General features: G+C 59.4%; 18 protein-coding genes. 12 read left to right on the top strand and 6 right to left on the bottom strand.

Annotated elements, in window-relative coordinates; genetic code table 11:
• Positions 1-151: 151 nt before the first annotated feature.
• Positions 152-1,630, top strand: coding sequence for a helicase HerA-like domain-containing protein (locus HX839_RS19670; RefSeq protein WP_008432355.1), 1,479 nt, complete (start codon positions 152-154; stop codon positions 1,628-1,630).
• Positions 1,631-1,752: 122 nt separating this feature from the next.
• Here the strand turns inward: HX839_RS19670 and HX839_RS19675 are convergent, their stop codons facing one another.
• Positions 1,753-2,208, bottom strand: a complete 456-nt coding sequence (locus HX839_RS19675) for a DUF721 domain-containing protein (RefSeq protein WP_008432358.1) — start codon at positions 2,206-2,208, stop codon at positions 1,753-1,755.
• A gap of 305 nt (positions 2,209-2,513) precedes the next feature.
• Here HX839_RS19675 and secA point away from each other — a divergent pair, with 305 nt between their 5' ends.
• The 3 genes from secA (at position 2,514) to HX839_RS19690 (ending at position 7,575) form a co-directional block, all read left to right on the top strand.
• Positions 2,514-5,249, top strand: coding sequence for a preprotein translocase subunit SecA (secA, locus tag HX839_RS19680; protein WP_003209775.1), 2,736 nt, complete (start codon positions 2,514-2,516; stop codon positions 5,247-5,249).
• Between the two features lie 122 nt (positions 5,250-5,371).
• Positions 5,372-6,589: a bifunctional glutamate N-acetyltransferase/amino-acid acetyltransferase ArgJ gene (argJ, locus tag HX839_RS19685; protein ID WP_008432361.1), complete on the top strand. Its 1,218-nt coding sequence runs from the start codon at positions 5,372-5,374 to the stop codon at positions 6,587-6,589.
• A 41-nt stretch (positions 6,590-6,630) separates the two neighbouring features.
• Positions 6,631-7,575, top strand: coding sequence for a Nudix family hydrolase (locus HX839_RS19690; RefSeq protein WP_102369787.1), 945 nt, complete (start codon positions 6,631-6,633; stop codon positions 7,573-7,575).
• 148 nt (positions 7,576-7,723) lie between these two features.
• Here HX839_RS19690 and HX839_RS19695 read toward each other — a convergent pair whose 3' ends face one another.
• From HX839_RS19695 to HX839_RS19705, 3 genes are read right to left on the bottom strand one after another with little or no spacing between them, the layout of a single operon-like run.
• A complete protein-coding gene (locus HX839_RS19695; protein ID WP_008432363.1) occupies positions 7,724-8,302 on the bottom strand; it encodes a cob(I)yrinic acid a,c-diamide adenosyltransferase in 579 nt (192 codons plus the stop codon).
• Between the two features lie 2 nt (positions 8,303-8,304).
• Positions 8,305-10,341 (bottom strand): ATP-binding protein, encoded by a 2,037-nt coding sequence (locus HX839_RS19700; RefSeq protein ID WP_003209782.1) that lies wholly within the window; start codon positions 10,339-10,341, stop codon positions 8,305-8,307.
• Positions 10,342-10,387: 46 nt separating this feature from the next.
• Positions 10,388-11,305, bottom strand: coding sequence for a putative 2-dehydropantoate 2-reductase (locus HX839_RS19705; protein ID WP_177067572.1), 918 nt, complete (start codon positions 11,303-11,305; stop codon positions 10,388-10,390).
• 126 nt (positions 11,306-11,431) lie between these two features.
• Here HX839_RS19705 and HX839_RS19710 point away from each other — a divergent pair, with 126 nt between their 5' ends.
• Positions 11,432-11,917, top strand: a complete 486-nt coding sequence (locus HX839_RS19710) for a YajQ family cyclic di-GMP-binding protein (protein ID WP_003209785.1) — start codon at positions 11,432-11,434, stop codon at positions 11,915-11,917.
• 134 nt (positions 11,918-12,051) lie between these two features.
• A complete protein-coding gene (locus tag HX839_RS19715) occupies positions 12,052-12,894 on the top strand; it encodes a mechanosensitive ion channel family protein (RefSeq protein WP_003209787.1) in 843 nt (280 codons plus the stop codon).
• A 191-nt stretch (positions 12,895-13,085) separates the two neighbouring features.
• Here HX839_RS19715 and HX839_RS19720 read toward each other — a convergent pair whose 3' ends face one another.
• Complete coding sequence (locus HX839_RS19720; protein ID WP_003209790.1) at positions 13,086-14,357, bottom strand: OprD family porin; 1,272 nt, start codon at positions 14,355-14,357, stop codon at positions 13,086-13,088.
• Between the two features lie 883 nt (positions 14,358-15,240).
• On the opposite strand from HX839_RS19720, the gene HX839_RS19725 reads away from it, so the two are divergent.
• Together HX839_RS19725 and HX839_RS19730 are read left to right on the top strand one after the other, a co-directional pair.
• A complete protein-coding gene (locus tag HX839_RS19725; protein WP_008432371.1) occupies positions 15,241-15,666 on the top strand; it encodes an HIT domain-containing protein in 426 nt (141 codons plus the stop codon).
• Between the two features lie 3 nt (positions 15,667-15,669).
• A complete protein-coding gene (locus HX839_RS19730) occupies positions 15,670-15,876 on the top strand; it encodes a SlyX family protein (protein WP_003209796.1) in 207 nt (68 codons plus the stop codon).
• Between the two features lie 85 nt (positions 15,877-15,961).
• Here the strand turns inward: HX839_RS19730 and HX839_RS31750 are convergent, their stop codons facing one another.
• Positions 15,962-16,564 carry a cold-shock protein gene (locus HX839_RS31750; protein WP_003209798.1) on the bottom strand — a complete coding sequence of 201 codons (603 nt, stop codon included), beginning with the start codon at positions 16,562-16,564 and terminating at the stop codon, positions 15,962-15,964.
• A 428-nt stretch (positions 16,565-16,992) separates the two neighbouring features.
• Here HX839_RS31750 and HX839_RS19740 point away from each other — a divergent pair, with 428 nt between their 5' ends.
• From HX839_RS19740 to aspS, 4 genes are all read left to right on the top strand, one after another.
• Positions 16,993-17,466 carry a Dps family protein gene (locus HX839_RS19740; RefSeq protein WP_003209800.1) on the top strand — a complete coding sequence of 158 codons (474 nt, stop codon included), beginning with the start codon at positions 16,993-16,995 and terminating at the stop codon, positions 17,464-17,466.
• A gap of 209 nt (positions 17,467-17,675) precedes the next feature.
• Positions 17,676-18,029 carry a ribbon-helix-helix domain-containing protein gene (locus tag HX839_RS19745; protein WP_043225921.1) on the top strand — a complete coding sequence of 118 codons (354 nt, stop codon included), beginning with the start codon at positions 17,676-17,678 and terminating at the stop codon, positions 18,027-18,029.
• A gap of 218 nt (positions 18,030-18,247) precedes the next feature.
• Positions 18,248-18,469, top strand: coding sequence for an FmdB family zinc ribbon protein (locus HX839_RS19750; protein WP_003209804.1), 222 nt, complete (start codon positions 18,248-18,250; stop codon positions 18,467-18,469).
• A 108-nt stretch (positions 18,470-18,577) separates the two neighbouring features.
• Positions 18,578-20,353: an aspartate--tRNA ligase gene (gene aspS / locus HX839_RS19755; RefSeq protein WP_003209808.1), complete on the top strand. Its 1,776-nt coding sequence runs from the start codon at positions 18,578-18,580 to the stop codon at positions 20,351-20,353.
• The last annotated feature ends 150 nt before the right edge of the window (positions 20,354-20,503 follow it).

The raw sequence follows: 20,503 nt of genomic DNA on the forward strand, positions 1-20,503 counted from the left end.
CTGGGACGCGCGGAATGGCTGCGTCAAAAAAAGTGTGATATTTCCATCTGCTCCTGCAGGAATTATCCGGCCTGTTTTTCCAAGACTTTTTGGGTCTCTCGCTTTATCTGTATCGACCATTCAGCGCCAAAGATTAACCATGGGTGACAAAATGCCTGACTCCTCGCAACTCATTATTGGTGCAGATCTTCAGGGCCAGCCGATTGCCCAGTCGATGCGCCTGGCCAACCGCCACGGCCTGATCGCAGGCGCCACCGGCACCGGCAAGACCGTGACCTTGCAGCGCCTGGCGGAAGCCTTCAGCGACGCCGGCGTCGCGGTATTTGCCGCCGATATCAAGGGTGACCTGTGTGGCCTGGGCGCTGCGGCCAACCCTCAGGGCAAGGTCGCCGAGCGCATAGCCGGCATGCCTTTCCTTAATTACACGCCCAAGGCGTATCCGGTGACGTTGTGGGATATCCACGGCCAGTCCGGTCATCCGTTGCGCACCACCATGAGTGAAATGGGCCCGCTGTTGCTCGGCAGCCTGTTGGAGCTCACCGACAGCCAGCAATCGGCCCTCTACGCAGCCTTCAAGGTGGCCGATCGTGAAGGCCTGTTGTTGCTGGACCTCAAGGACCTCAAGGCGCTGCTGAACCATTTGCGCTATCACCCGGAGTTGCTCGGGGAAGACGCGGCCTTGATGACCACCGGTTCCAGCCAGGCGCTGTTGCGGCGCCTGGCGGTGCTGGAGCAGCAGGGTGCCGAAGCGTTGTTCGGCGAGCCGGCGCTGCAACTCGAAGACATCCTGCAACCGGCCAGTGACGGCCGCGGGCGTATTCATCTATTGGACGCCAGCCGGCTGGTGCATGAGGCGCCGAAGGTCTACGCGACCTTCCTGCTTTGGCTGTTGGCCGAACTGTTCGAGCAACTGCCGGAACGTGGCGATGCCGACAAGCCGCTGCTGGCGCTGTTTTTCGATGAGGCGCATCTGTTGTTTGCCGACACCCCCAAGGCCCTGCAGGATCGCCTGGAGCAAGTGGTGCGGCTGATTCGCTCGAAAGGCGTCGGTGTGTATTTCGTCACCCAGTCTCCCGGGGACTTGCCGGACACCGTGCTGGCGCAACTCGGCTTGCGCATCCAGCACGGGCTGCGGGCGTTCACCACCAAGGAGCAGAAGTCCCTGCGGGCGGTGGCCGATGGTTTCCGGCCCAATCCGGCATTTGATGCGCTGGCGGTGCTGACCGAGTTGGGTACAGGTGAGGCATTGGTGGGAACCTTGCAGGAAAAGGGGACGCCTGAAGTAGTCCAACGCGTACTGGTAGCACCGCCGCAATCGCGGATCGGGCCACTGAGCGAAGCTGAGCGGGCAGCACTGATTGCCAGTTCGCCATTGCAGGGGCGTTATGACAAGCCGATTGACCGTGAGTCGGCGTACGAAGTGCTGATGGCGCGCAAGGACTTGGGCCCGCAAGAGGATTCGACGCCCGCCGCTGAAGAGCCAAGCTTTACCGACAAGGCCGGTGCGTTCCTCGGTACTACGGCAGGCAAGGCACTGAAATCGGCGATGCAACAGGCGGCCAATCAGATGGGCCGGCAGTTGGTGCGCGGGTTACTGGGGTCTTTGTTAGGCGGCAGCAAACGTAAATAACGATGGGATCAAATGTGGGAGCGGGCTTGCTCGCGAAAGCGGTGGATCAGTCAATATATCCAGTGACTGACACGCCACCTTCGCGAGCAAGCCCGCTCCCACACTTGGTTCTGCGCCGGGTCTCAGGTTTTGGGTTTGGCGTGAGCGGCCAGCCGCTCCAGCGCAGCGCGTAAGTTCGGATCGGTAATCCCGTCTGCCGTGGCCTGAATGGTTTCGGCGGCGATTTCCGACAAATCCATCGTGTGCCCCACCGCACCTTGCGGCACGGTCGGCGGTTGCACCTTGAACTGGATGCGCGTCAGGCTGGCGAATTCGTCGAAGGCCATCAATTGGCGCTGCAAACGTTTCTGCTGGTAGCGCAGGCGCGTCGCCCAATGGCCGTCGGTGACGATCAGCAGCAGATTGCCCTCGCGCCACGAGGCCACATGGCAGTGTTCGCGGGCGGCGGGCTGCAGTTGGCTTTCTACCAGGCGTTGCAGATGACCAAGGCGTTGCGCATGGCCGAAGATGGCTTTTAAAGGCTTGGCTTCGCGAAGCAACACGGCGGGAGCTCGGGCCGTAAGAGGGCGAAATGCCATGACTAGACACCTTAAGTAACAGAGAGGCCATGGTAGCAGAAAGCGTCTGCGACACCGCCGCCATTGCATTACCGGCAGTTTATCCATTAAATCAACGAGTAACTTATTACCCGAATGGGTTGAAGTTCAGCAAAAAGCCCTTATTTTAAACAAGCCCTCCAAGAGCGCCGTGCCAGCATCGTGGAATAACGCCACTTTCCTCACCCACGTTTCCGGGTAGAATGCTCGTTCGCATGCGGCCGTGAGGGCTGCTCGGGCGACTCACGGGGCGCCCTCCATCCCTATGTGTGGAAGAACCTGCCGATATGTTTGCGCCTTTGTTAAAGAAACTTTTTGGAAGCAAGAATGAGCGCGAAGTCAAACGCATGCTCAAGACGGTGCAGCTGGTCAATGCCTTCGAAGAGCAGATGGTTGCCCTTTCGGACGAGCAATTGCGCGCCAAGACCGAAGAGTTCAAGGCCCGCATAGCCAAAGGTGAAACCCTCGACAAGCTGCTTCCCGAAGCCTTTGCGGTCGCCCGCGAAGCCGGTAAGCGTGTCATGGGCATGCGCCACTTCGACGTCCAGTTGATCGGCGGCATGACCTTGCATGAAGGCATGATTGCCGAAATGCGTACCGGTGAAGGCAAGACCCTGGTAGCTACCCTGGGCGTTTACCTCAACGCATTGTCCGGCAAGGGCGTGCACGTTGTGACGGTGAACGACTACCTCGCCCGCCGGGATGCCAACTGGATGCGTCCGCTGTACGAATTCCTCGGCCTGACGGTCGGCGTTGTCACGCCGTTCCAGCCGCCGGAAGAGAAGCGCGCCGCCTACGCTGCCGACATCACCTACGGTACCAATAACGAATTCGGTTTCGACTACCTGCGCGACAACATGGCGTTCAGCATGGAAGAAAAATTCCAGCGCGAACTCAACTTTGCCGTGATCGACGAAGTCGACTCCATCCTGATCGACGAAGCCCGTACCCCGCTGATCATCTCCGGCCAGGCCGAGGACAGCTCGCGCCTGTACACCGAGATCAACAAGCTGATCCCGCGCCTTGAGCAACATATCGAGGAAGTGGAGGGCGTGGTGACCAAAGAAGGTCACTTCACCATCGACGAGAAGACCCGCCAGGTCGAACTCAACGAAGCCGGTCACCAGTTCGTCGAAGACATGCTGACCCAGATCGGCCTGCTGGCCGAAGGCGAGAGCCTGTACTCGGCGCACAACCTGGGCCTGTTGACCCACGTGTATGCCGGTCTGCGTGCCCACAAGCTGTTCCATCGCAACGTTGAATACATCGTGCAGGACGGCCAGGTCGTACTGGTCGACGAACACACCGGTCGTACCATGCCGGGTCGCCGTTTGTCGGAAGGCCTGCACCAGGCGATCGAAGCCAAGGAAGCCCTGAACATCCAGGCTGAAAGCCAGACCCTGGCCTCGACCACCTTCCAGAACTACTTCCGTCTGTACAACAAACTGTCCGGCATGACCGGTACAGCCGACACCGAAGCGTTCGAATTCCACCAGATCTACGGTCTGTCGGTGATGGTTATCCCGCCGAACAAGCCGCTGGCGCGTAAAGACTTCAACGACCTGGTGTTCCTGACCGCCGACGAGAAATACGCTGCAATCGTCGCCGACATCAAGGAATGCATGGCCCAGGGCCGTCCAGTGCTGGTGGGTACTGCCACCATCGAAACTTCCGAGCACATGTCCAGCTTGCTGGCCAAGGAAGGCATCGAGCACAAGGTCCTCAACGCCAAGTTCCACGAAAAAGAAGCCGAGATCATTGCCCAGGCCGGTCGCCCGGGCGCACTGACCATCGCCACCAACATGGCCGGTCGTGGTACCGACATCCTGTTGGGCGGTAACTGGGAAGTGGAAGTTGCGTCCCTGGACAACCCGACCCCTGAGCAGATCGCGCAGATCAAGGCCGACTGGCAGAAGCGCCACCAGCAAGTGCTGGAGTCCGGCGGCTTGCAGGTGATCGCGTCCGAGCGTCACGAATCGCGCCGTATTGACAACCAGCTGCGTGGTCGTGCCGGTCGTCAGGGTGACGCCGGTTCCAGTCGTTTCTACCTGTCCCTGGAAGACAGCCTGATGCGCATCTTCGCCTCGGATCGGGTGAAGAACTTTATGAAAGCCCTGGGCATGCAGTCCGGTGAAGCGATTGAACACCGCATGGTGACCAACGCGATCGAGAAGGCCCAGCGCAAGGTAGAAGGCCGTAACTTCGACATTCGTAAGCAACTGCTCGAGTTCGATGACGTCAACAACGAACAGCGTAAAGTGATTTATCACATGCGTAACAGCTTGTTGGCCGCCACCAACATCGGCGAGACCATTGCCGATTTCCGCCAGGACGTGCTCAACGCCACCGTCAGCGCCCATATCCCGCCACAGTCCCTGCCTGAGCAGTGGGATGTTGCCGGCCTGGAAGCTGCGTTGAAGAGCGACTTCGGTGTCGACTTGCCGGTCCAGCAATGGCTCGACGAAGACGATCACCTGTACGAAGAAACCCTGCGCGAGAAGCTCATGACCGAGCTGCTGGCCGCTTACAACGAGAAAGAAGAGCAGGCGAGTGCCGAAGCACTGCGCACCTTCGAGAAGCAAATCGTACTGCGCGTGCTGGACGACCTGTGGAAAGACCACCTGTCGACCATGGACCACCTGCGTCACGGCATCCACTTGCGTGGCTACGCCCAGAAGAACCCGAAGCAGGAGTACAAGCGCGAGTCGTTCACGCTGTTCTCCGAACTGCTGGATTCGATCAAGCGCGATTCGATTCGTGTGCTGTCCCACGTTCAGGTGCGTCGCGAAGACCCGATCGAGGAAGAAGCCCGCCTGCGTCAGGAAGCCGAGGCACTGGCTGCGCGCATGCAGTTCCAGCACGACGAAGCGCCTGGTCTTGAGGCTCCGGAAGTATTGGGTGAAGAGGTCGATGTGGCCCTGGCCCAGGCCCCGGTGCGCAACGAACAGAAGCTGGGCCGCAACGAACTGTGCTGGTGCGGTTCGGGCAAGAAGTTCAAACACTGCCACGGCGAAATCAACTAAGATTTTCGCCTGACGCTGCAACACCCCCGCGCCGCGACCGGCATCAGCCGTCGCGGCGTTTTGCCATTTCGTCACCGTCGATAGCGACGGGGTACACACCCAATATTTTTAGGAGCGCATTCATGGCTGTTGGTCTTGGTCCTTTGCCCACGTTGCACCCGGTTGCCGGTTTTGAACTCGGTATCGCTTCGGCGGGCATCAAGCGCCCGGGGCGCAAGGATGTGGTGGTGATGCGCTGTGCCGAAGGCTCGACCGTCGCGGGTGTGTTCACCCTGAACGCGTTTTGCGCCGCGCCCGTGATTCTGGCCAAGCAGCGTGTCGAAGGCCCGGTGCGTTACCTTTTGACCAACACCGGCAATGCCAACGCCGGGACCGGCGAGCCTGGCCTGGCCGCCGCTGCCCGCACCTGCGCCAAGCTGGCGGAGCTGACCGGCGTGGAGGCCAGCCAGGTGCTGCCGTACTCCACCGGCGTGATCGGTGAGCCGCTGCCGGTAGAGAAAATCGAAGGCGCGTTGCAAGCAGCGCTGGATGACCTGTCGGTGGATAACTGGGCGGCTGCGGCTACCGGGATCATGACCACCGATACTCTGCCAAAAGGCGCCAGCCGTCAGTTTGTGCACGAAGGCGTGACCGTTACCGTCACGGGCATCAGCAAAGGCGCCGGCATGATTCGCCCGAACATGGCGACCATGCTGGGCTATATCGCCACCGACGCCAAAGTCTCCCGTGACGTGCTGCAAAACCTGATGCTCGACGGCGCCAACAAGTCCTTCAACCGCATCACCATCGACGGCGACACCTCGACCAACGATTGCTGCATGTTGATCGCCACCGGCCAGGCTGACCTGCCGGAAATCACCTCGTCCAACGGCGCGTATTTCGCCGCGTTGAAGCAGGCGGTGTTCGAAGTGTGCATGGACGTGGCCCAGGCCATCGTGCGCGACGGCGAAGGCGCCACCAAGTTTGTGACGGTTGAAGTCAACGGCGGCGGTAACCACCAGGAATGCCTGGATGTCGGTTACACCGTGGCTCACTCGCCGCTGATCAAGACCGCGCTGTTTGCCTCCGACCCGAACTGGGGCCGTATCCTGGCCGCTGTGGGCCGTGCCGGCGTGCCGAACCTGGACGTGAGCAAGATCGACGTGTTCCTCGGCGAAGTGTGCATCGCCAGCCGTGGCGCCCGGGCCGAGACGTACACCGAAGCCCAGGGTTCGGCGGTGATGCAGCAGGAAGAAATCACCATCCGTATCGAATTGGGTCGCGGTGAGTGCAGCGAAACCATCTGGACCACCGACCTGTCCCACGAGTACGTGAAGATCAACGCGGAATACCGCACCTGATACCAGGCAGGTCTTCAAACCGATTCAGAGGAAATAGTGCGGTGAAACGAGTTCATGTAGCAGCAGCGGTCATCCGGGGTGTCGACGGCAGGATTCTGCTGGCGCGCCGCGCCGATACCCAGCATCAGGGCGGCCTCTGGGAGTTTCCCGGTGGCAAGGTGGAGGCCGATGAGTCGGTCGCTACCGCGCTGTCCCGTGAATTGCAGGAGGAGCTGGGCATCCAGGTCACGGCGGCTCGCCCGTTGATCAAGGTGCAGCATGATTACCCGGACAAGCAGGTGTTGCTGGATGTCTGGGAAGTCTCGGCCTTTACCGGCGAGCCCCACGGTGCCGAAGGCCAACCCCTTGAGTGGGTGGCCCAGCGGGACCTGCCGAACTATGAGTTTCCGGCAGCCAATGCGCCGATCGTTGCGGCGGCGCGTTTACCGGCTGACTACTTGATCACTCCGGGCGAGCTGGAGACACCCGTCCTGCTGCGCGGTATTCAAAAAGCCATCGCTGGTGGCATCAAGCTGGTTCAGCTGCGTGCCCCCAACGGTTACGACCCCAAGTACCGTGACCTGGCGGTGGACGCCGTGGGCCTGTGTGCGGGCAAGGCGCAACTGATGCTCAAGGGGCCGTTTGAATGGCTGGGGGATTTTCCCGCGGCCGGCTGGCATATGACCTCGGCGCAACTGCGCAAGTACGCCAGCAAGGGACGTCCTTTGCCGAAGGATCGCTGGTTGGCGGCGTCTTGCCACAATGCTGAGGAATTAGCCTTGGCGGAGTTGATGGACGTGGATTTCGTCACCTTGTCGCCGGTGCAGCCGACCCAGACTCATCCTGATGCCGAGCCGTTGGGCTGGGAGCAGGCACAGCAGTTGATCAGTGGGTTCAGCAAGCCGGTGTTCTTGCTCGGTGGGGTGGGTCCTGCTGAGCGGGAAAAGGCCTGGGAGGCTGGTGCTCAAGGTGTGGCGGGGATTCGGGCGTTCTGGCCTGAGGTTTAGGCATAACCCTGGCGAGTGGCCAGGGGAGCTGTTGTGGCGAGGGAGCTTGCTCCCGCTGGAGTGCGCAGCGCTCCCGCTTTTTTGGGGCCGCTACGCAGCCCAGCGGGAGCAAGCTCCCTCGCCACAGGTTGCAATCGGTCAGTAAGCGTCAGTGCGGCTTTGCCGCCGCCTGCCACAAGATCTCTGCAACGCCCTGGCGCTTGGCAATCACCCTGGCTGCCACAAAGAGCAAGTCCGACAGCCGGTTGATGTACGCCAACCCGACGCCTTCCAGCGGTTCCTCTGCATTCAGGTGCTGACACCGGCGCTCCGCACTGCGAGCCAGGCTTCGGCATACATGGGCCTGGGCAATCAACGCCGAACCACCCGGCAGAATGAAGTTCTCCAGCGGCCCGACCTCTTCATTCCAGCGATCGATCGCCGCCTCAAGGCGGTCGACTTCCGCCGCGTTCAGCGCCTTGTACACCGGCATCGCCAATTCGCCGCCCAGGTCAAACAGACGATGCTGGCAAGGTGTCAGCACCTCGATCACATCCTTCAACGCTGGATGCTGCCCGCTTTGTTCCTCCAATCCCGCCAGCAACAAACCCAACTGGCTGTTCAGCGCATCCACCTCGCCAATCGCCTCCACCCGTGGATGGTCCTTGGGCACGCGGCGGCCGTCGCCCAGGCCGGTTTCGCCCTTGTCGCCGGTACGGGTGTAAATTTTCGACAGGCGAAAGCCCATGGTTAGCGCTCCAGTTGAGTGAGTTCGTTGGGTGGCAATTGGCTGCCCGCCAGGGGCAAGCGCAAGGTGAAACAGGTACCCTGGCCAAGGGTCGAATGCACTTCCATCTGCCCCTTGTGATTGTTGGTGATGATGAAATACGAAACCGACAACCCAAGCCCGGTGCCCTGGCCGATTTCCTTGGTGGTGAAGAACGGCTCAAACGTGCGTTTGCGCACGTTCTCGCTCATGCCGATGCCGTTGTCTTCCACCTGGATTTCTGCCCACGGCGGGTTGAGCCGGGTGCGCAGGATGATCCGGCCGGGCTCGCTGCCGTCTTCGCGCTGATGAATCGCCTGGGCGGCGTTTTTCAGCAGGTTGAGCAGTACTTGCTCCAGTTCGTTGGCGGTGCCGGGTACCGGGCCCAGTTGCGGGTCGAACTGGCGGATGATCGCCTGGCCCTTGAAGTCGAAGCCGACGGTGAGGTCGAAGTCGTTGCCGGCAATTTCCACGGCCTGGTCGATCAAGGCCGGCAAGTCGCACGGCGCCATCTGCCGGTTGCTGCGGCGGCTGAAGCTGAGCATGTGGGTGACGATTTTCGCCGCCCGGGCGCCAGCCTGCTGGATGCCGTCGAGCAACTGTGGCACTTCGCGGCTTTGCAGGTAGCGGTTGACCGAGTCCAGGTCTATGCCCGCCTGTTCGGCGTGCTCGAGGTTTTTCGGCAGTTCGTTGGACAACCGGCGGCGAATGTTCTGCACGTTATGCAGGATCGCTCCCAACGGGTTGTTGATTTCGTGCGCCATGCCGGCGGCCAGGCCACCGACCGAGAGCATTTTCTCTGACTGCACCATCATTTCTTCCAGGGACAGGCGCTGGGTGATGTCGTCGATCCGGATCACCACGCCGCGTCCGGCACCGCCCATCAACGGATAGAAGGTCAGGGCGTAGTGCTTGGGTTCGTCATCCTTGACCCAGGTAACGCGCTCGATCCGCTCTACGGTGTGTTGCTCTACCGTGGCCTTGATCTGCGGCAGGAACGGCTTGAGCGGCTGGAAGGCGAGGAAAATCGGCTGGTTCAGCGCCTCGTCCAGGCGGGTCCCGGAAAGTGCGCTGGCTTCCTGGTTCCATTGGGTGACGTAGAGCTGTTCGTCGAGGGCGATCAGCGCCGAGGGCATCGAGTCGATGATGCTGTTGAGGTAGTTCTGGAAGCCGGTGAGCTTTTTCTCGATCTTGCTGCGCACCTGCACTTCCAGTTCCAGCTTGCGGTTGGTGTGGCGGGTTTCTTCCGCCAGGCCCTGGGCTTGATCGTAGGCGGCCTGGGAATCGTCTCGCGCGCGCTTGAGTTGCTGCTCACGGGCTTCAATGCGCGAAAGCATGGTGTTGAAAGCTTCGGCGAGGCTGCCGATTTCATCATGGTTGCCGCGACCGGCGCGCAGGGCGTAGTTCTCTTCCCGGGTGACCTGGCGCGACAATTCTTCCAGTTCATGGATCGGCCGGGTAATCAGGCGCTTGATCTGCCGGGCGATCACCAGCCACAGCAGCACGCTGAAGATCAGGATACCCAGGCTGGCGGTGAAGGTCCCGGTATAGAAAGCCACCGGCAGTTCGCTGCTGGCCACCAGCAGCAAGTGCCCGGACGGTTTGCCGGCACGGGGCAGGGTGATCACCTGGTTGCTGCGAAATTCGGTGGTACGCCAGGTTTCAATGTCCCGGAAATTATCTGGCAGGTGCAGGCGATTGGCATGTTGCAGCTGGGCCAGGCGCGTGCCATCTCCGTCGTATAAGGCCGCAGCCCGCAATGGCGAGTAGCTGGTCAGTTCATCCAGCAGGGTTTGCGCCTTGAGCGGTGAGTCCAGGGACTCGGCGGCGAGCGACGGGTTGGACACCAGCCGACCGATGGCCTGCAAGGCCTGGGGCGCCATGCTTTCCTGGGAGATCCAGTAGGCGGCGCTGATAAAGGTCAGGTTGGCCACCAGCAAGACGGTGGTCAACAAAACCAGCAGGGCCGCCAGCAGTTTCTGCCCAACCGGTAGATTTTCGAGACGCTGGCGCAGTGGCATCAAGGTTTTCGCTGCAAAGGAACAAGCAGGCAGGGTAGCGCGTGCTTCAGTCGCTGGGCAATCCGCGCGCAGACAGTTGCCGTACCAGGCGCGCCTGGAGTTGTTGCAGGTGCGGCAAGCTCAGTTGGTGGCGGGCGGCCGCCTGGCAGGCATAGCCCAGCAAATAGCTGATTTCGGTGCGTCGGGCACTGGCCACGTCCTGGTACATCGAGGAGTAATTGGCCGCCGTGGCCTGGATTACCCGTTCCACTTCGCTGTGCAAATCCTCTGCGGCAGCGGGTTGGCCGCAGCATTCCAGCAGGTCGGCGAGTTCGGCGCACAGGGTGGCCACTTCGCACTGATGGTCTTGCAGCTCGCCATTGCGACATTGGTAAAGCACGGTCAGCGGGTTGATGGCGCAGTTCAGGGCCAGTTTGCGCCACAGGCGGGTGAGGATGTCGGTGCTCCACTCATGGGGAATGCCGGCGGCTTGCAGGTCATCCAGCCACAGCGGCGGAGTAGGGTGCCGAGCATCCCCCAGCCAGGTGTAGCCATGGCCGGCAAACACTACTCGCCAGTCACTCTCGCGAAACGCGCCTTCGGTGCTGGAGGCGAAGATGCAGCGTGCCTGGGGCAGTTGGGCGGCGACTGCGTCCTGGCTGCCCAGCCCGTTTTGCAGCAGGATCAGTTCGGCGTCTGGCACCAGTCGATGTTCCAGCTGTGCGACGGCTTCCTGGGCGTCGTAAGCCTTGCATGCCACCAGCAGGCGATGAATTGGCCCAGGGCTGTCGGAGGTTTCGCCGACGACCGGGTAGGTGTGGGCCACGCCTTGCTCGACCAGGGTCAGGCCATTGGCCGTCTGATAACTCGCCAACCGCCCGGGATCCCGCAGGATCAGGCGCACGGGCAGCCCGGCGCGGGCCAGGCGGGCGGCCCACAGTGTTCCGAGGCTGCCGGCGCCGAGGACGTGCCAGGTGGTCGACATCAGTTTTTACTCCGTAAGGCTGCCCGCAGTGAACGAGGCGAAAGAACCGCTATAATGCCCGGGCATTTTAGCCCGGGCGTGCTCCATCTCTACTGAGCCGCGCCCCTTTTTTATTGGAGAAATTACATGCCGTCGTTCGACGTGGTATCCGAACTGGACAAACATGAAGTCACCAACGCCGTCGAGAACGCCGTCAAGGAGCTGGATCGCCGCTATGACTTGAAGGGCAAGGGCAGCTTCGAGTTCAAGGAAAAGGAGCTGACCGTCAACCTGACCGCGGAAGCCGACTTCCAGCTGGAAGCGATGATTGAGATCCTCAAGCTGTCTCTGGTCAAGCGCAAGATCGACGCGCAATGCCTCGAAATCAAGGATGCCTATGCGTCCGGCAAGCTGATGAAGCAGGAAGCCGTGCTCAAGGAAGGCATCGACAAGGAGCTGGCGAAGAAAATCGTCGCTCACGTCAAGGACGCCAAGCTCAAGGTCCAGGCCGCCATCCAGGGCGAGCAGGTGCGTATCACCGGCAAGAAGCGTGACGATTTGCAGGAGGCCATTGCTGCCCTGCGCGCCAAGACCTTCGACATGCCGCTGCAGTTCAATAACTTCCGCGACTGAGTGGACCCCTCGGGAACCTGTGGACGTTTTTGACGTCCCACGCCCAGAACCTGCAGAAACGATTGAGCCCTTCGGGGCTCATTTGTTATGTGGGGATTGATAAGGCCGCACATCCGGCAAACAGGAGAATGTAGATGGACTTGAACGCTGAAGTGGATCACTTGATCAAGACCTCGGAGTCGTGGTTACCGATGATCATGGAATACGGCAGCCGATTTTTGCTGGCAGTGGTCACCCTGGCCATCGGTTGGTGGCTGATCAACGTCTTGACCCACCGGGTAGGGCGTTTGCTGGCATTGCGTAATGCTGACCTGGCGCTGCAACACTTCATTACCAGCCTTGCGAACATTGCGCTCAAGGTCATGCTGGTGGTCAACGTGGCCTCGATGATCGGCGTCGCAACCACCTCGTTCGTTGCCGCGATCGGCGCCGCCACCCTGGCCATCGGCCTGGCCTTGCAAGGCAGCCTGGCGAACTTCGCCGGCGGCGTGCTGATTCTGTTGTTCCGTCCGTTCCGCATTGGTGACTGGATCGAAGCCCAGGGCACTTCCGGTACCGTCGACAGCATCCAGATCTTCCACACCGTGTTGCGCACCGGCGACAACAAGACGGTGATCATCCCGAACGGCAGCCTGTCCAACGGCCTCATTACCAACACCAATCGTCAGCCGACCCGCAAGGTGGTGTTTGACGTGGGTGTCGACTATGAAGCCGACCTGCAGAAAGCACGTGAAGTGCTGCTGGAACTGGCCAAGGATCCACGTGTATTGGCTGATCCTGCGCCGGCAGCGGTAGTTTCGACCTTGGGCGACAGTTCGATCACGGTATCCCTGCGAGTCTGGACCAAGACTTCGGATTACTGGGATGTGATGTTCATGTTCAATGAACTGGCACGTGACCGTTTGAAAGCGGCGGGGATTGATATTCCGTTTCCACAACGGGTTATTCGCGTCATGCAGGAAAGTGCTGGGAAGTAATAGTGTGACTGGATGATTAAACCTGGCCGATGTGTCAGGTTTGTTACGCAGGATTAAACTAGATAGTTAGCTTGCTAGTTATCGGGTTGTTGAGATTAAGTTGCAATAAAAAAGCCGCTCACTTGCGAACAAGTGAGCGGCTTTTTAGTTAGGGCCGAAACCCTAAGTCATCGTTGTAATCAAACTGCCAATTACAAGATGTTCAGCGGGTATTGCGCGATCAGACGCAGTTCGTCGATGGACGCCGAACCGTAGTACACACCATCGCTGGAGCGATAAGTGGCTTGACGCACGCGCAGGCTCAGGTCTTTTGCCGGGCCGCTCTGGATCACGTACTTGGCTTCGATGTCACGTTCCCACTCTTTGCCGTTCGAGGTGTCGGCGGTGTTGGCGCCGGTACCTTTGACGTAGCGAGTCATGAAGCTCAGGCCTGGTACGCCGAAAGTCGCCATGTTCAGGTCGTAGCGAGCCTGGAACGACTTCTCGTCTTCAGCGTTGAAGTCGGAACGAGCGATGGAGTTGGCAAGGAAGATCGTGCCGCCGCCGTCTACGCCGTAGCCGTAGTCACCGTCACCGCTGACCTTCTGGTAGGCCAGGGTAAAGGTGTGAGCCTGGATGGTGTACGCGCCTTGCAAGCTGTAGGCACGGTTGTCCAGTTTGGTGGTGCCGTCTTTCTCAGCCCGTTGCAGGCCAGCGCCATCACTTTTGGTGCTGTAGATGTTGAAGTCGACCGCCAGGGACTGCTCATTGCTGAGCGCATGGGTCCAGTTCAGGTTGGCGTAGGTTTTCTTCCAGTAGTCTTCGGTCTTCGCGTAGTAGAGGCTGGCGCTGACTTCTGGAGTCAGGGCGTAGACACCACCGATGAAGTCGGTTTTTGTCAGGCCCAGGCTGTCGCGGTAGGTCTGGGCTTGTGCCACGCTCGAAGTGAAGTGACCGCCTTCAAGTTTCAGGCCTTTGATCTCGTTGCTGGTCAGCGAGATACCCTGTGGCAATTCAGGCAGCAGACGGCTGTCATCGGAAGCGAATACAGGCGCGGTGGTGTACTGGTCGCCGATTTTCAGGACCGTATCGGAGATACGGAACTTAACTGCGCCGCCGCCCTTGGAGTAATCATCCTGAGCGCGACCGTCGGAGCCAGTTGGAAACAGGCCAGTGCCGGAACGACCCTTGCCGCTGTCCAGTTTGACGCCCAACAGACCGATGACGTCGACACCCACACCGATGGTGCCTTGGGTGAAGCCCGACTGGTACAGGCCGTTGAAGCCCAGACCGGTTTCGTCGACGCGGCTCTTGCCGGTGTCATTGTTACGGAAGTCGCGGCTAAAGTTCAGGAGGCGAGTGTTGATGCTGAAAGTGCTGTCTTCAACAAAGCCCTTGGAATCGTCCTGGGAGGACGCCATTGCGAACTGCGAGGTGCCTGCTGAAACAGCCAGGGCGATCATGCTCCACTTCATCACGCGCATCGTGATTTGCTCCTTTGGTTTTAGGAAGAGTACTGCCGTCCCACCTATATTTTTGTCTGGGCGGCTCTTTCTTTTTTGTGTCGGCGCAAAGTTATATCACGCAGACATTATTGACGATACTTGCACATCTATCCTTTCAGCTTCTTTACGGGCCTGTCGTAAATTGCTAGCTCCATGTCGCAAATTCACAGTCCTCTTGTAACCGGACTGACAACTTCAATGCTGTTTTAAAACCTTGGAAGCGGGGTGGAAAAGTCACCCCTGAAAGTTTCAACTCATCCCTGTCAGGCATTGAACCGCTGTTATTTTCCGTCGCGAAACACCTGCTTCCCGCCGGTGCCGTTGTCGACGATATGGGTGTGAATGCAACAAGCGTGCACAAACCCGTAACCGAATGTGATTTTTTCGTGAAAAGTGTCAACGGCCTGTAAAAACCGCATAAGCACGGGCTTTTTACGCCGTTTGGTTTGGCCTTGACGCGCCTGCCGTACTCCGGTTTGGTGGCGCATAAAACCTGTACCAGAGCAAAACGTTACCGGTTCACCCCGTTCGGTGGGTAGTTGGCGGATCCCTTTGAAGCACAAATGGGTCATTTTGGTGCAGTGCTTCACTGACTGCGTTTCTGCTCCCGTTCACCCTTGGCCTTTTGAAAGCCGTCTGGCTCAAGGTCTTGAAGCATGTTCTGCGTCCCGACTTTGACCAGAATTGGATACATTGGTCATTTAGCGTAGCTGAAATATTGGCCTGTCTCGAAATGGTGCGCTTTTTTTCGTGGCGTCCTGTTTGGGCGCGTATTCGGCCACGCGCATTCGCCGTGAAGCGACTGGCATTCGCAGGTATGCTGGGCGCCTGAAACCTGACCCGCCGAACGGGAGTGACTGCTGTGTTCGCCTTAGATCCACGTCTTCAACAAGACACCTTGCCTATCGGGGATTTCCCCCTGTGTCGGCTGCTGCTTTCCAATGACTCGAATTACCCCTGGTTCATCCTGGTGCCGCGCATTGACGGTATCAGCGAAGTGTTTCAACTGGATGTCGCCGACCAGCAGCGGGTGTGGCAGGAAAGCACGGCGCTGGCACAGTGGCTGAACGAAGGGTTCGGCGCCGACAAAATGAATATCGGTGCCTTGGGTAATGTGGTCAGCCAGCTGCACGTGCATGTGATCGTACGCAAGCGCGACGACGCGGCCTGGCCTGCGCCGGTCTGGGGCAAGCACCCGGCGAGGCCCTACAGTGACGAGCAAGTGGTGGCAATTCGTACGCGCCTGCGCGAGATCCTGCCGGCCGACTTCACGTTCCTGGAGGCTTGAGCCATGGATCTTCAAGCCCGCGTGACCGACCTGGAAAGCCGCCTGGCCTTTCAGGACGACACCATCGAGACCCTGAATGACATCCTGGTCACCCAGCAGCGTGCCGTGGAACGCCTGCAGTTGCAGATGACTGCGTTGCTCAAGCGCCAGGAAGAAATGGGCGGCCAGTTCGAGTCGTCCGAGGAAGAGGCGCCGCCGCCTCATTATTAATAAGGCAGGGGTTGACCCCCCGGGCATAAAAAAACCGCGATGCAGCCAGGCTGCATCGCGGTTTCTTTTTTTCGGGGTGCTGGAATCAGCGACGCGGCAATGCGGCGATCACATCTTCAGCTTGCAGCCCCTTGTCACGGTTCATGACGGAGAACTCCACGCGCTGGCCTTCCACCAGTACGCGATGGCCTTCGCCGCGAATCGCCCGGAAGTGGACGAAGATATCGTCGCCCGAATCCCGGGAAATAAAGCCGAAGCCCTTGGAGGTGTTGAACCACTTGACGGTCCCGGTATCCCGGTTGGTCATGTCGTAGCTTTGCGACGCAGCGGCCGGGGAGGAGCGGTAAAAACTGATGGCCAGATGAAGAACGATGGCGACCAGTGCTATTGCCAGGCTGAGCAGGACGGCCGGGTGGCCACCCACTTCAGGCATAGGCGCCAGCAGGGTGAGGGTTTGCACGACAACAGCCAGGACCAGCAGGGCGCTGACCAGGTTTTGCAGTTGATGACGCGGGCCTTTGTTCCAGTATGGAATGACTGGAGCCAGTGTCAGGTTAAGAAGACCAAAGAAGGTCAGGTAGAGAGCGTCAGGTTGCTGCAGGTAAGGCAGGGTCTCTGATCGCAGGCTGGGGATAAAGGACAGCAGCAAAGCTGCAGCGCCCGTTAGCAGGTGGACGATTTTCAACATTTTGATTAACTCACGTTAAGACGGATCACAAGGAAGAGCTGACGGGCACGGTTCGCTTCTGAACAATGGGAGGCGTTGGGCACGTGCACGGGTATCAGCCTATGCCGCTTGCCGCGAAAAATATCGGCGGCGACACGCTGCCTATTTAACAGCAAAGCCTGTGCCTACTCAAATCAAGCATTTCAGGCTGTTACAAGGGGCACGGCATTTCTGCGTCAAACACTTGTCCTAGACAGGTGCAGGCTTTTTCGCAGGTGCTGGGTAATTTTTCCGGTAGCTGTTGAAGCCTTGCCTGTCGGGCAAGCCCGCTCTGCAAGGGGCGATTTGCCGCACCTCGAAAGGGTCAGCCAGGCTGCGCACGGCCGGCACTCTTGCTAGAGTGGTCCTGCACCTGATCAATGAATTTTTATCAATTGAAGGGGAAACACATGGCAATCGATATTGGTATCAGTGAAGAAGACCGTAAATCAATCGTTGATGGACTTTCGCGACTGCTTTCCGATACCTATGTACTTTACCTGAAGACCCACAACTTCCATTGGAACGTAACGGGGCCCATGTTTCGTACACTGCACTTGATGTTTGAAGAGCAGTACAACGAACTGGCGCTGGCGGTGGATTCAATCGCAGAGCGTATTCGTGCCCTGGGCTTTCCCGCACCGGGTGCCTACTCGGTGTATGCGCGACTTTCTTCGATCAAGGAAGAAGAGGGTGTGCCGAGCGCTGAAGACATGATCAAGCAACTGGTCGAAGGCCAGGAAGCGGTGACTCGCACAGCCCGGGGGATCTTCCCGTTGTTGGATAAAGTCAGTGATGAACCGACGGCGGACTTGCTGACCCAGCGTATGCAAGTGCATGAAAAGACCGCATGGATGTTGCGTTCCCTGCTCGAAAACAAATAACACCGGTGGCGGGCGGGCGTCGAGCTGACGCCCCTCGCATGCCTGCTTTCCGGCGATTTCCGCGATTCCGCGAGCTTCCTGATACGCGCGTTGGCTTGTCCTACGGTGATCGGCTCCCTGTCTTCTGGCTGCACTTGTCGTCTTGATGTTTTATAGCTCAACGGCCAACGAGAACATGAGTGGCCGTCAGGCAATGGAGTGTCAAGTGTATGTCACGCGGAGCAGGTAATGGAGTTATGGAAACGTGCGGATTGCACAAGATAAAGGTAGATCCCTTTGCCAAGGGGTTCGATATGAACTTGGCCAGGCCATTGTCCCGATCGGTTCGGCTTAATGGTTTTTCGACGTGTTTGCGGCTCGAAGAGGTGTATTGGAATATCCTCGCGGAGATCGCCAGGATCAATACGTGTTCGGTCAGTGCGCTGCTGTCTTACGTGGACCGGGAAGTGCACTTGCGTTATGGCGGTGTAAAGAACTTCAGCGGTCTGGTCAGGGTGGTTTGCGTGGTGCATGTATTGAAAGGGCGGCTTGTCGCGCCCAGTGTCCAGCCGGACCCTGCATGAACCTTGTGCCGGGCGCCCGTCCCGGGATTGCCCCGGCTCGGGCGCCCGGCAGAAGCCTGCTGCAGTCATCTATATAAAGAGCAGCGCGCCGCTACGGCTGCACAGCCTCGATTTACCAGATATAATCCCGGGCTTTGCTGCGCATGCCGGGACTTTCCCACAGGATAGAGCCAGGGCAGGGCGTGGCGCAGTAATGATCTGATCGCCGAGACATCTCCATGCCCATGTACGACTATCAATGCGCTTCCTGTGGTCATCAGTTGGAAGCCATTCAAAAGATCAGCGCAGCGCCGCTGGTCGATTGCCCTGCCTGCCAGGCACCGGAGCTCAAGAAGATGTTGTCCATGCCGGGCTTTCGCCTGAGTGGCAACGGTTGGTACGAGACCGACTTCAAGACCGGTTCGAAGAAGAATCTGGCCGGCGGCGACAAAGCAGACTGAGTTGAACTCTACGCGCAGGCTCCTGCATTATCCGTCACCTGACTTAGCTGTACGGTGATGAGGCGGGCCTCCACCGAATTTCGAATTACGAGAAGCGAAACCACTATCATGATGCGCAGCCACTATTGCGGCCAACTGAACGAGACCCTGGAAGGTCAGGAAATCACCCTTTGCGGATGGGTTCACCGTCGCCGCGACCACGGCGGGGTGATCTTCCTCGATATCCGTGATCGTGATGGTCTGGCCCAGGTGGTGTTCGATCCGGACCGCGCCGAGAGCTTCGCCGCCGCCGATCGCGTGCGCAGCGAGTACGTCGTGAAGATCACCGGCAAGGTTCGCCTGCGTCCGGCCGGTGCCACCAACGCCAACATGGCGTCGGGCATGATCGAAGTGCTGGGTTACGAACTGGAAGTGCTGAACGAGTCGGAAACTCCGCCGTTCCCGCTGAACGAGTTCTCTGACGTTGGCGAAGAAACCCGCCTGCGTTATCGCTTCCTGGACCTGCGTCGCCCGGAAATGGCCGAGAAGCTGCGCCTGCGTTCGCGCATGACCACCAGCATCCGTCGCTTCCTCGACGAGAACGGCTTCCTCGACGTCGAGACGCCGATCCTGACCCGTGCTACCCCGGAAGGCGCCCGCGACTACCTGGTGCCGAGCCGTACCCACGCCGGTTCCTTCTTCGCCTTGCCGCAATCGCCACAGCTGTTCAAGCAACTGCTGATGGTCGCCGGCTTCGACCGTTACTACCAGATCGCCAAGTGCTTCCGTGACGAAGACCTGCGGGCCGACCGCCAGCCGGAATTCACCCAGATCGACATCGAGACCAGTTTCCTCGATGAAAAAGAGATCATGGGCATCACCGAGCAGATGATCCGCAACCTGTTCAAGGAAGTGCTGAACCTGGAGTTCGGCGAATTCCCGCACATGACCTTCGAAGAAGCCATGCGCCGTTACGGTTCCGACAAGCCAGACCTGCGTAACCCGCTGGAACTGGTTGACGTTGAAGACCAACTGAAAGATGTCGACTTCAAGGTGTTCAGCGGCCCGGCCAACGACCCGAAATGCCGTATCGCCGCACTGCGTGTGCCTGGCGCTGCGAGCATGCCGCGCAAGCAGATCGACGACTACACCAAGTTCGTCGGCATCTACGGTGCCAAGGGCCTGGCGTACATCAAGGTCAACGAGCGCGCCAAGGGCGTTGAAGGCCTGCAGTCGCCAATCGTCAAGAACATCCCTGAAGCCAACCTCAATGTGATCCTGGATCGTGTTGGCGCGGTTGACGGCGACATCGTGTTCTTCGGTGCCGACAAGTCGAAGATCGTCAGCGAAGCGCTGGGTGCACTGCGGATCAAGGTCGGCAACGACCTGAACCTGCTGACCTGCCAGTGGGCGCCGATGTGGGTTGTCGACTTCCCGATGTTCGAAGAAAACGACGACGGCAGCTTCAGCGCACTGCACCACCCGTTCACCGCGCCGAAGTGCACGCCGCAAGAGCTGGAAGCCAACCCGGCTGGCGCTCTGTCCCGTGCCTACGACATGGTGCTCAACGGCACCGAGCTGGGTGGCGGTTCGATCCGTATCCACCGCAAGGAAATGCAGCAATCGGTCTTCCGCCTGCTGGGCATCAACGAAGATGAGCAGCAAGAGAAGTTCGGCTTCCTGCTTGACGCCCTGAAATACGGCGCGCCACCCCATGGCGGCCTGGCCTTCGGCCTGGACCGTCTGGTGATGCTGATGACCGGTGCCCAGTCGATCCGTGAAGTGATTGCCTTCCCGAAAACCCAAAGTGCTGCCGACGTCATGACGCAAGCGCCGGGTGTGGTGGATGCCAAGGCACTGCGCGAGCTGCATATCCGTCTGCGCGAGACACCAAAGGCTGAGTAAGGCCGCAGCGTGAAAGCGCGATAGGGTTTTACATTGTCAGCTAAGGGCGCATCTTCGGATGCGCCTTTGCGTTACAAGGGCTGCACGTTAAAGAGGGAAGTCCCGCCTGGGGCGGGATCGACAGGTTTCTACAGAATTTCGGAGTTGTGT

This window comes from Pseudomonas sp. I8001 (assembly GCF_013385345.1).
GTDB lineage: Bacteria > Pseudomonadota > Gammaproteobacteria > Pseudomonadales > Pseudomonadaceae > Aquipseudomonas.

Coding starts and splice junctions, on each gene's coding strand:
- HX839_RS19710 (WP_003209785.1), top strand. CDS start 11,432: ATGCCGTCGTTCGACGTGGTATCCGAACTGGACAAACATGAAGTCACC.
- HX839_RS19715 (WP_003209787.1), top strand. CDS start 12,052: ATGGACTTGAACGCTGAAGTGGATCACTTGATCAAGACCTCGGAGTCG.
- HX839_RS19730 (WP_003209796.1), top strand. CDS start 15,670: ATGGATCTTCAAGCCCGCGTGACCGACCTGGAAAGCCGCCTGGCCTTT.
- argJ (WP_008432361.1), top strand. CDS start 5,372: ATGGCTGTTGGTCTTGGTCCTTTGCCCACGTTGCACCCGGTTGCCGGT.
- HX839_RS19750 (WP_003209804.1), top strand. CDS start 18,248: ATGCCCATGTACGACTATCAATGCGCTTCCTGTGGTCATCAGTTGGAA.
- HX839_RS19745 (WP_043225921.1), top strand. CDS start 17,676: ATGTCACGCGGAGCAGGTAATGGAGTTATGGAAACGTGCGGATTGCAC.
- HX839_RS19700 (WP_003209782.1), bottom strand. CDS start 10,341: ATGCCACTGCGCCAGCGTCTCGAAAATCTACCGGTTGGGCAGAAACTG.
- secA (WP_003209775.1), top strand. CDS start 2,514: ATGTTTGCGCCTTTGTTAAAGAAACTTTTTGGAAGCAAGAATGAGCGC.
- HX839_RS19720 (WP_003209790.1), bottom strand. CDS start 14,357: ATGCGCGTGATGAAGTGGAGCATGATCGCCCTGGCTGTTTCAGCAGGC.
- HX839_RS19740 (WP_003209800.1), top strand. CDS start 16,993: ATGGCAATCGATATTGGTATCAGTGAAGAAGACCGTAAATCAATCGTT.
- HX839_RS19705 (WP_177067572.1), bottom strand. CDS start 11,305: ATGTCGACCACCTGGCACGTCCTCGGCGCCGGCAGCCTCGGAACACTG.
- HX839_RS19695 (WP_008432363.1), bottom strand. CDS start 8,302: ATGGGCTTTCGCCTGTCGAAAATTTACACCCGTACCGGCGACAAGGGC.
- aspS (WP_003209808.1), top strand. CDS start 18,578: ATGATGCGCAGCCACTATTGCGGCCAACTGAACGAGACCCTGGAAGGT.
- HX839_RS19670 (WP_008432355.1), top strand. CDS start 152: ATGCCTGACTCCTCGCAACTCATTATTGGTGCAGATCTTCAGGGCCAG.
- HX839_RS19675 (WP_008432358.1), bottom strand. CDS start 2,208: ATGGCATTTCGCCCTCTTACGGCCCGAGCTCCCGCCGTGTTGCTTCGC.
- HX839_RS31750 (WP_003209798.1), bottom strand. CDS start 16,564: ATGTTGAAAATCGTCCACCTGCTAACGGGCGCTGCAGCTTTGCTGCTG.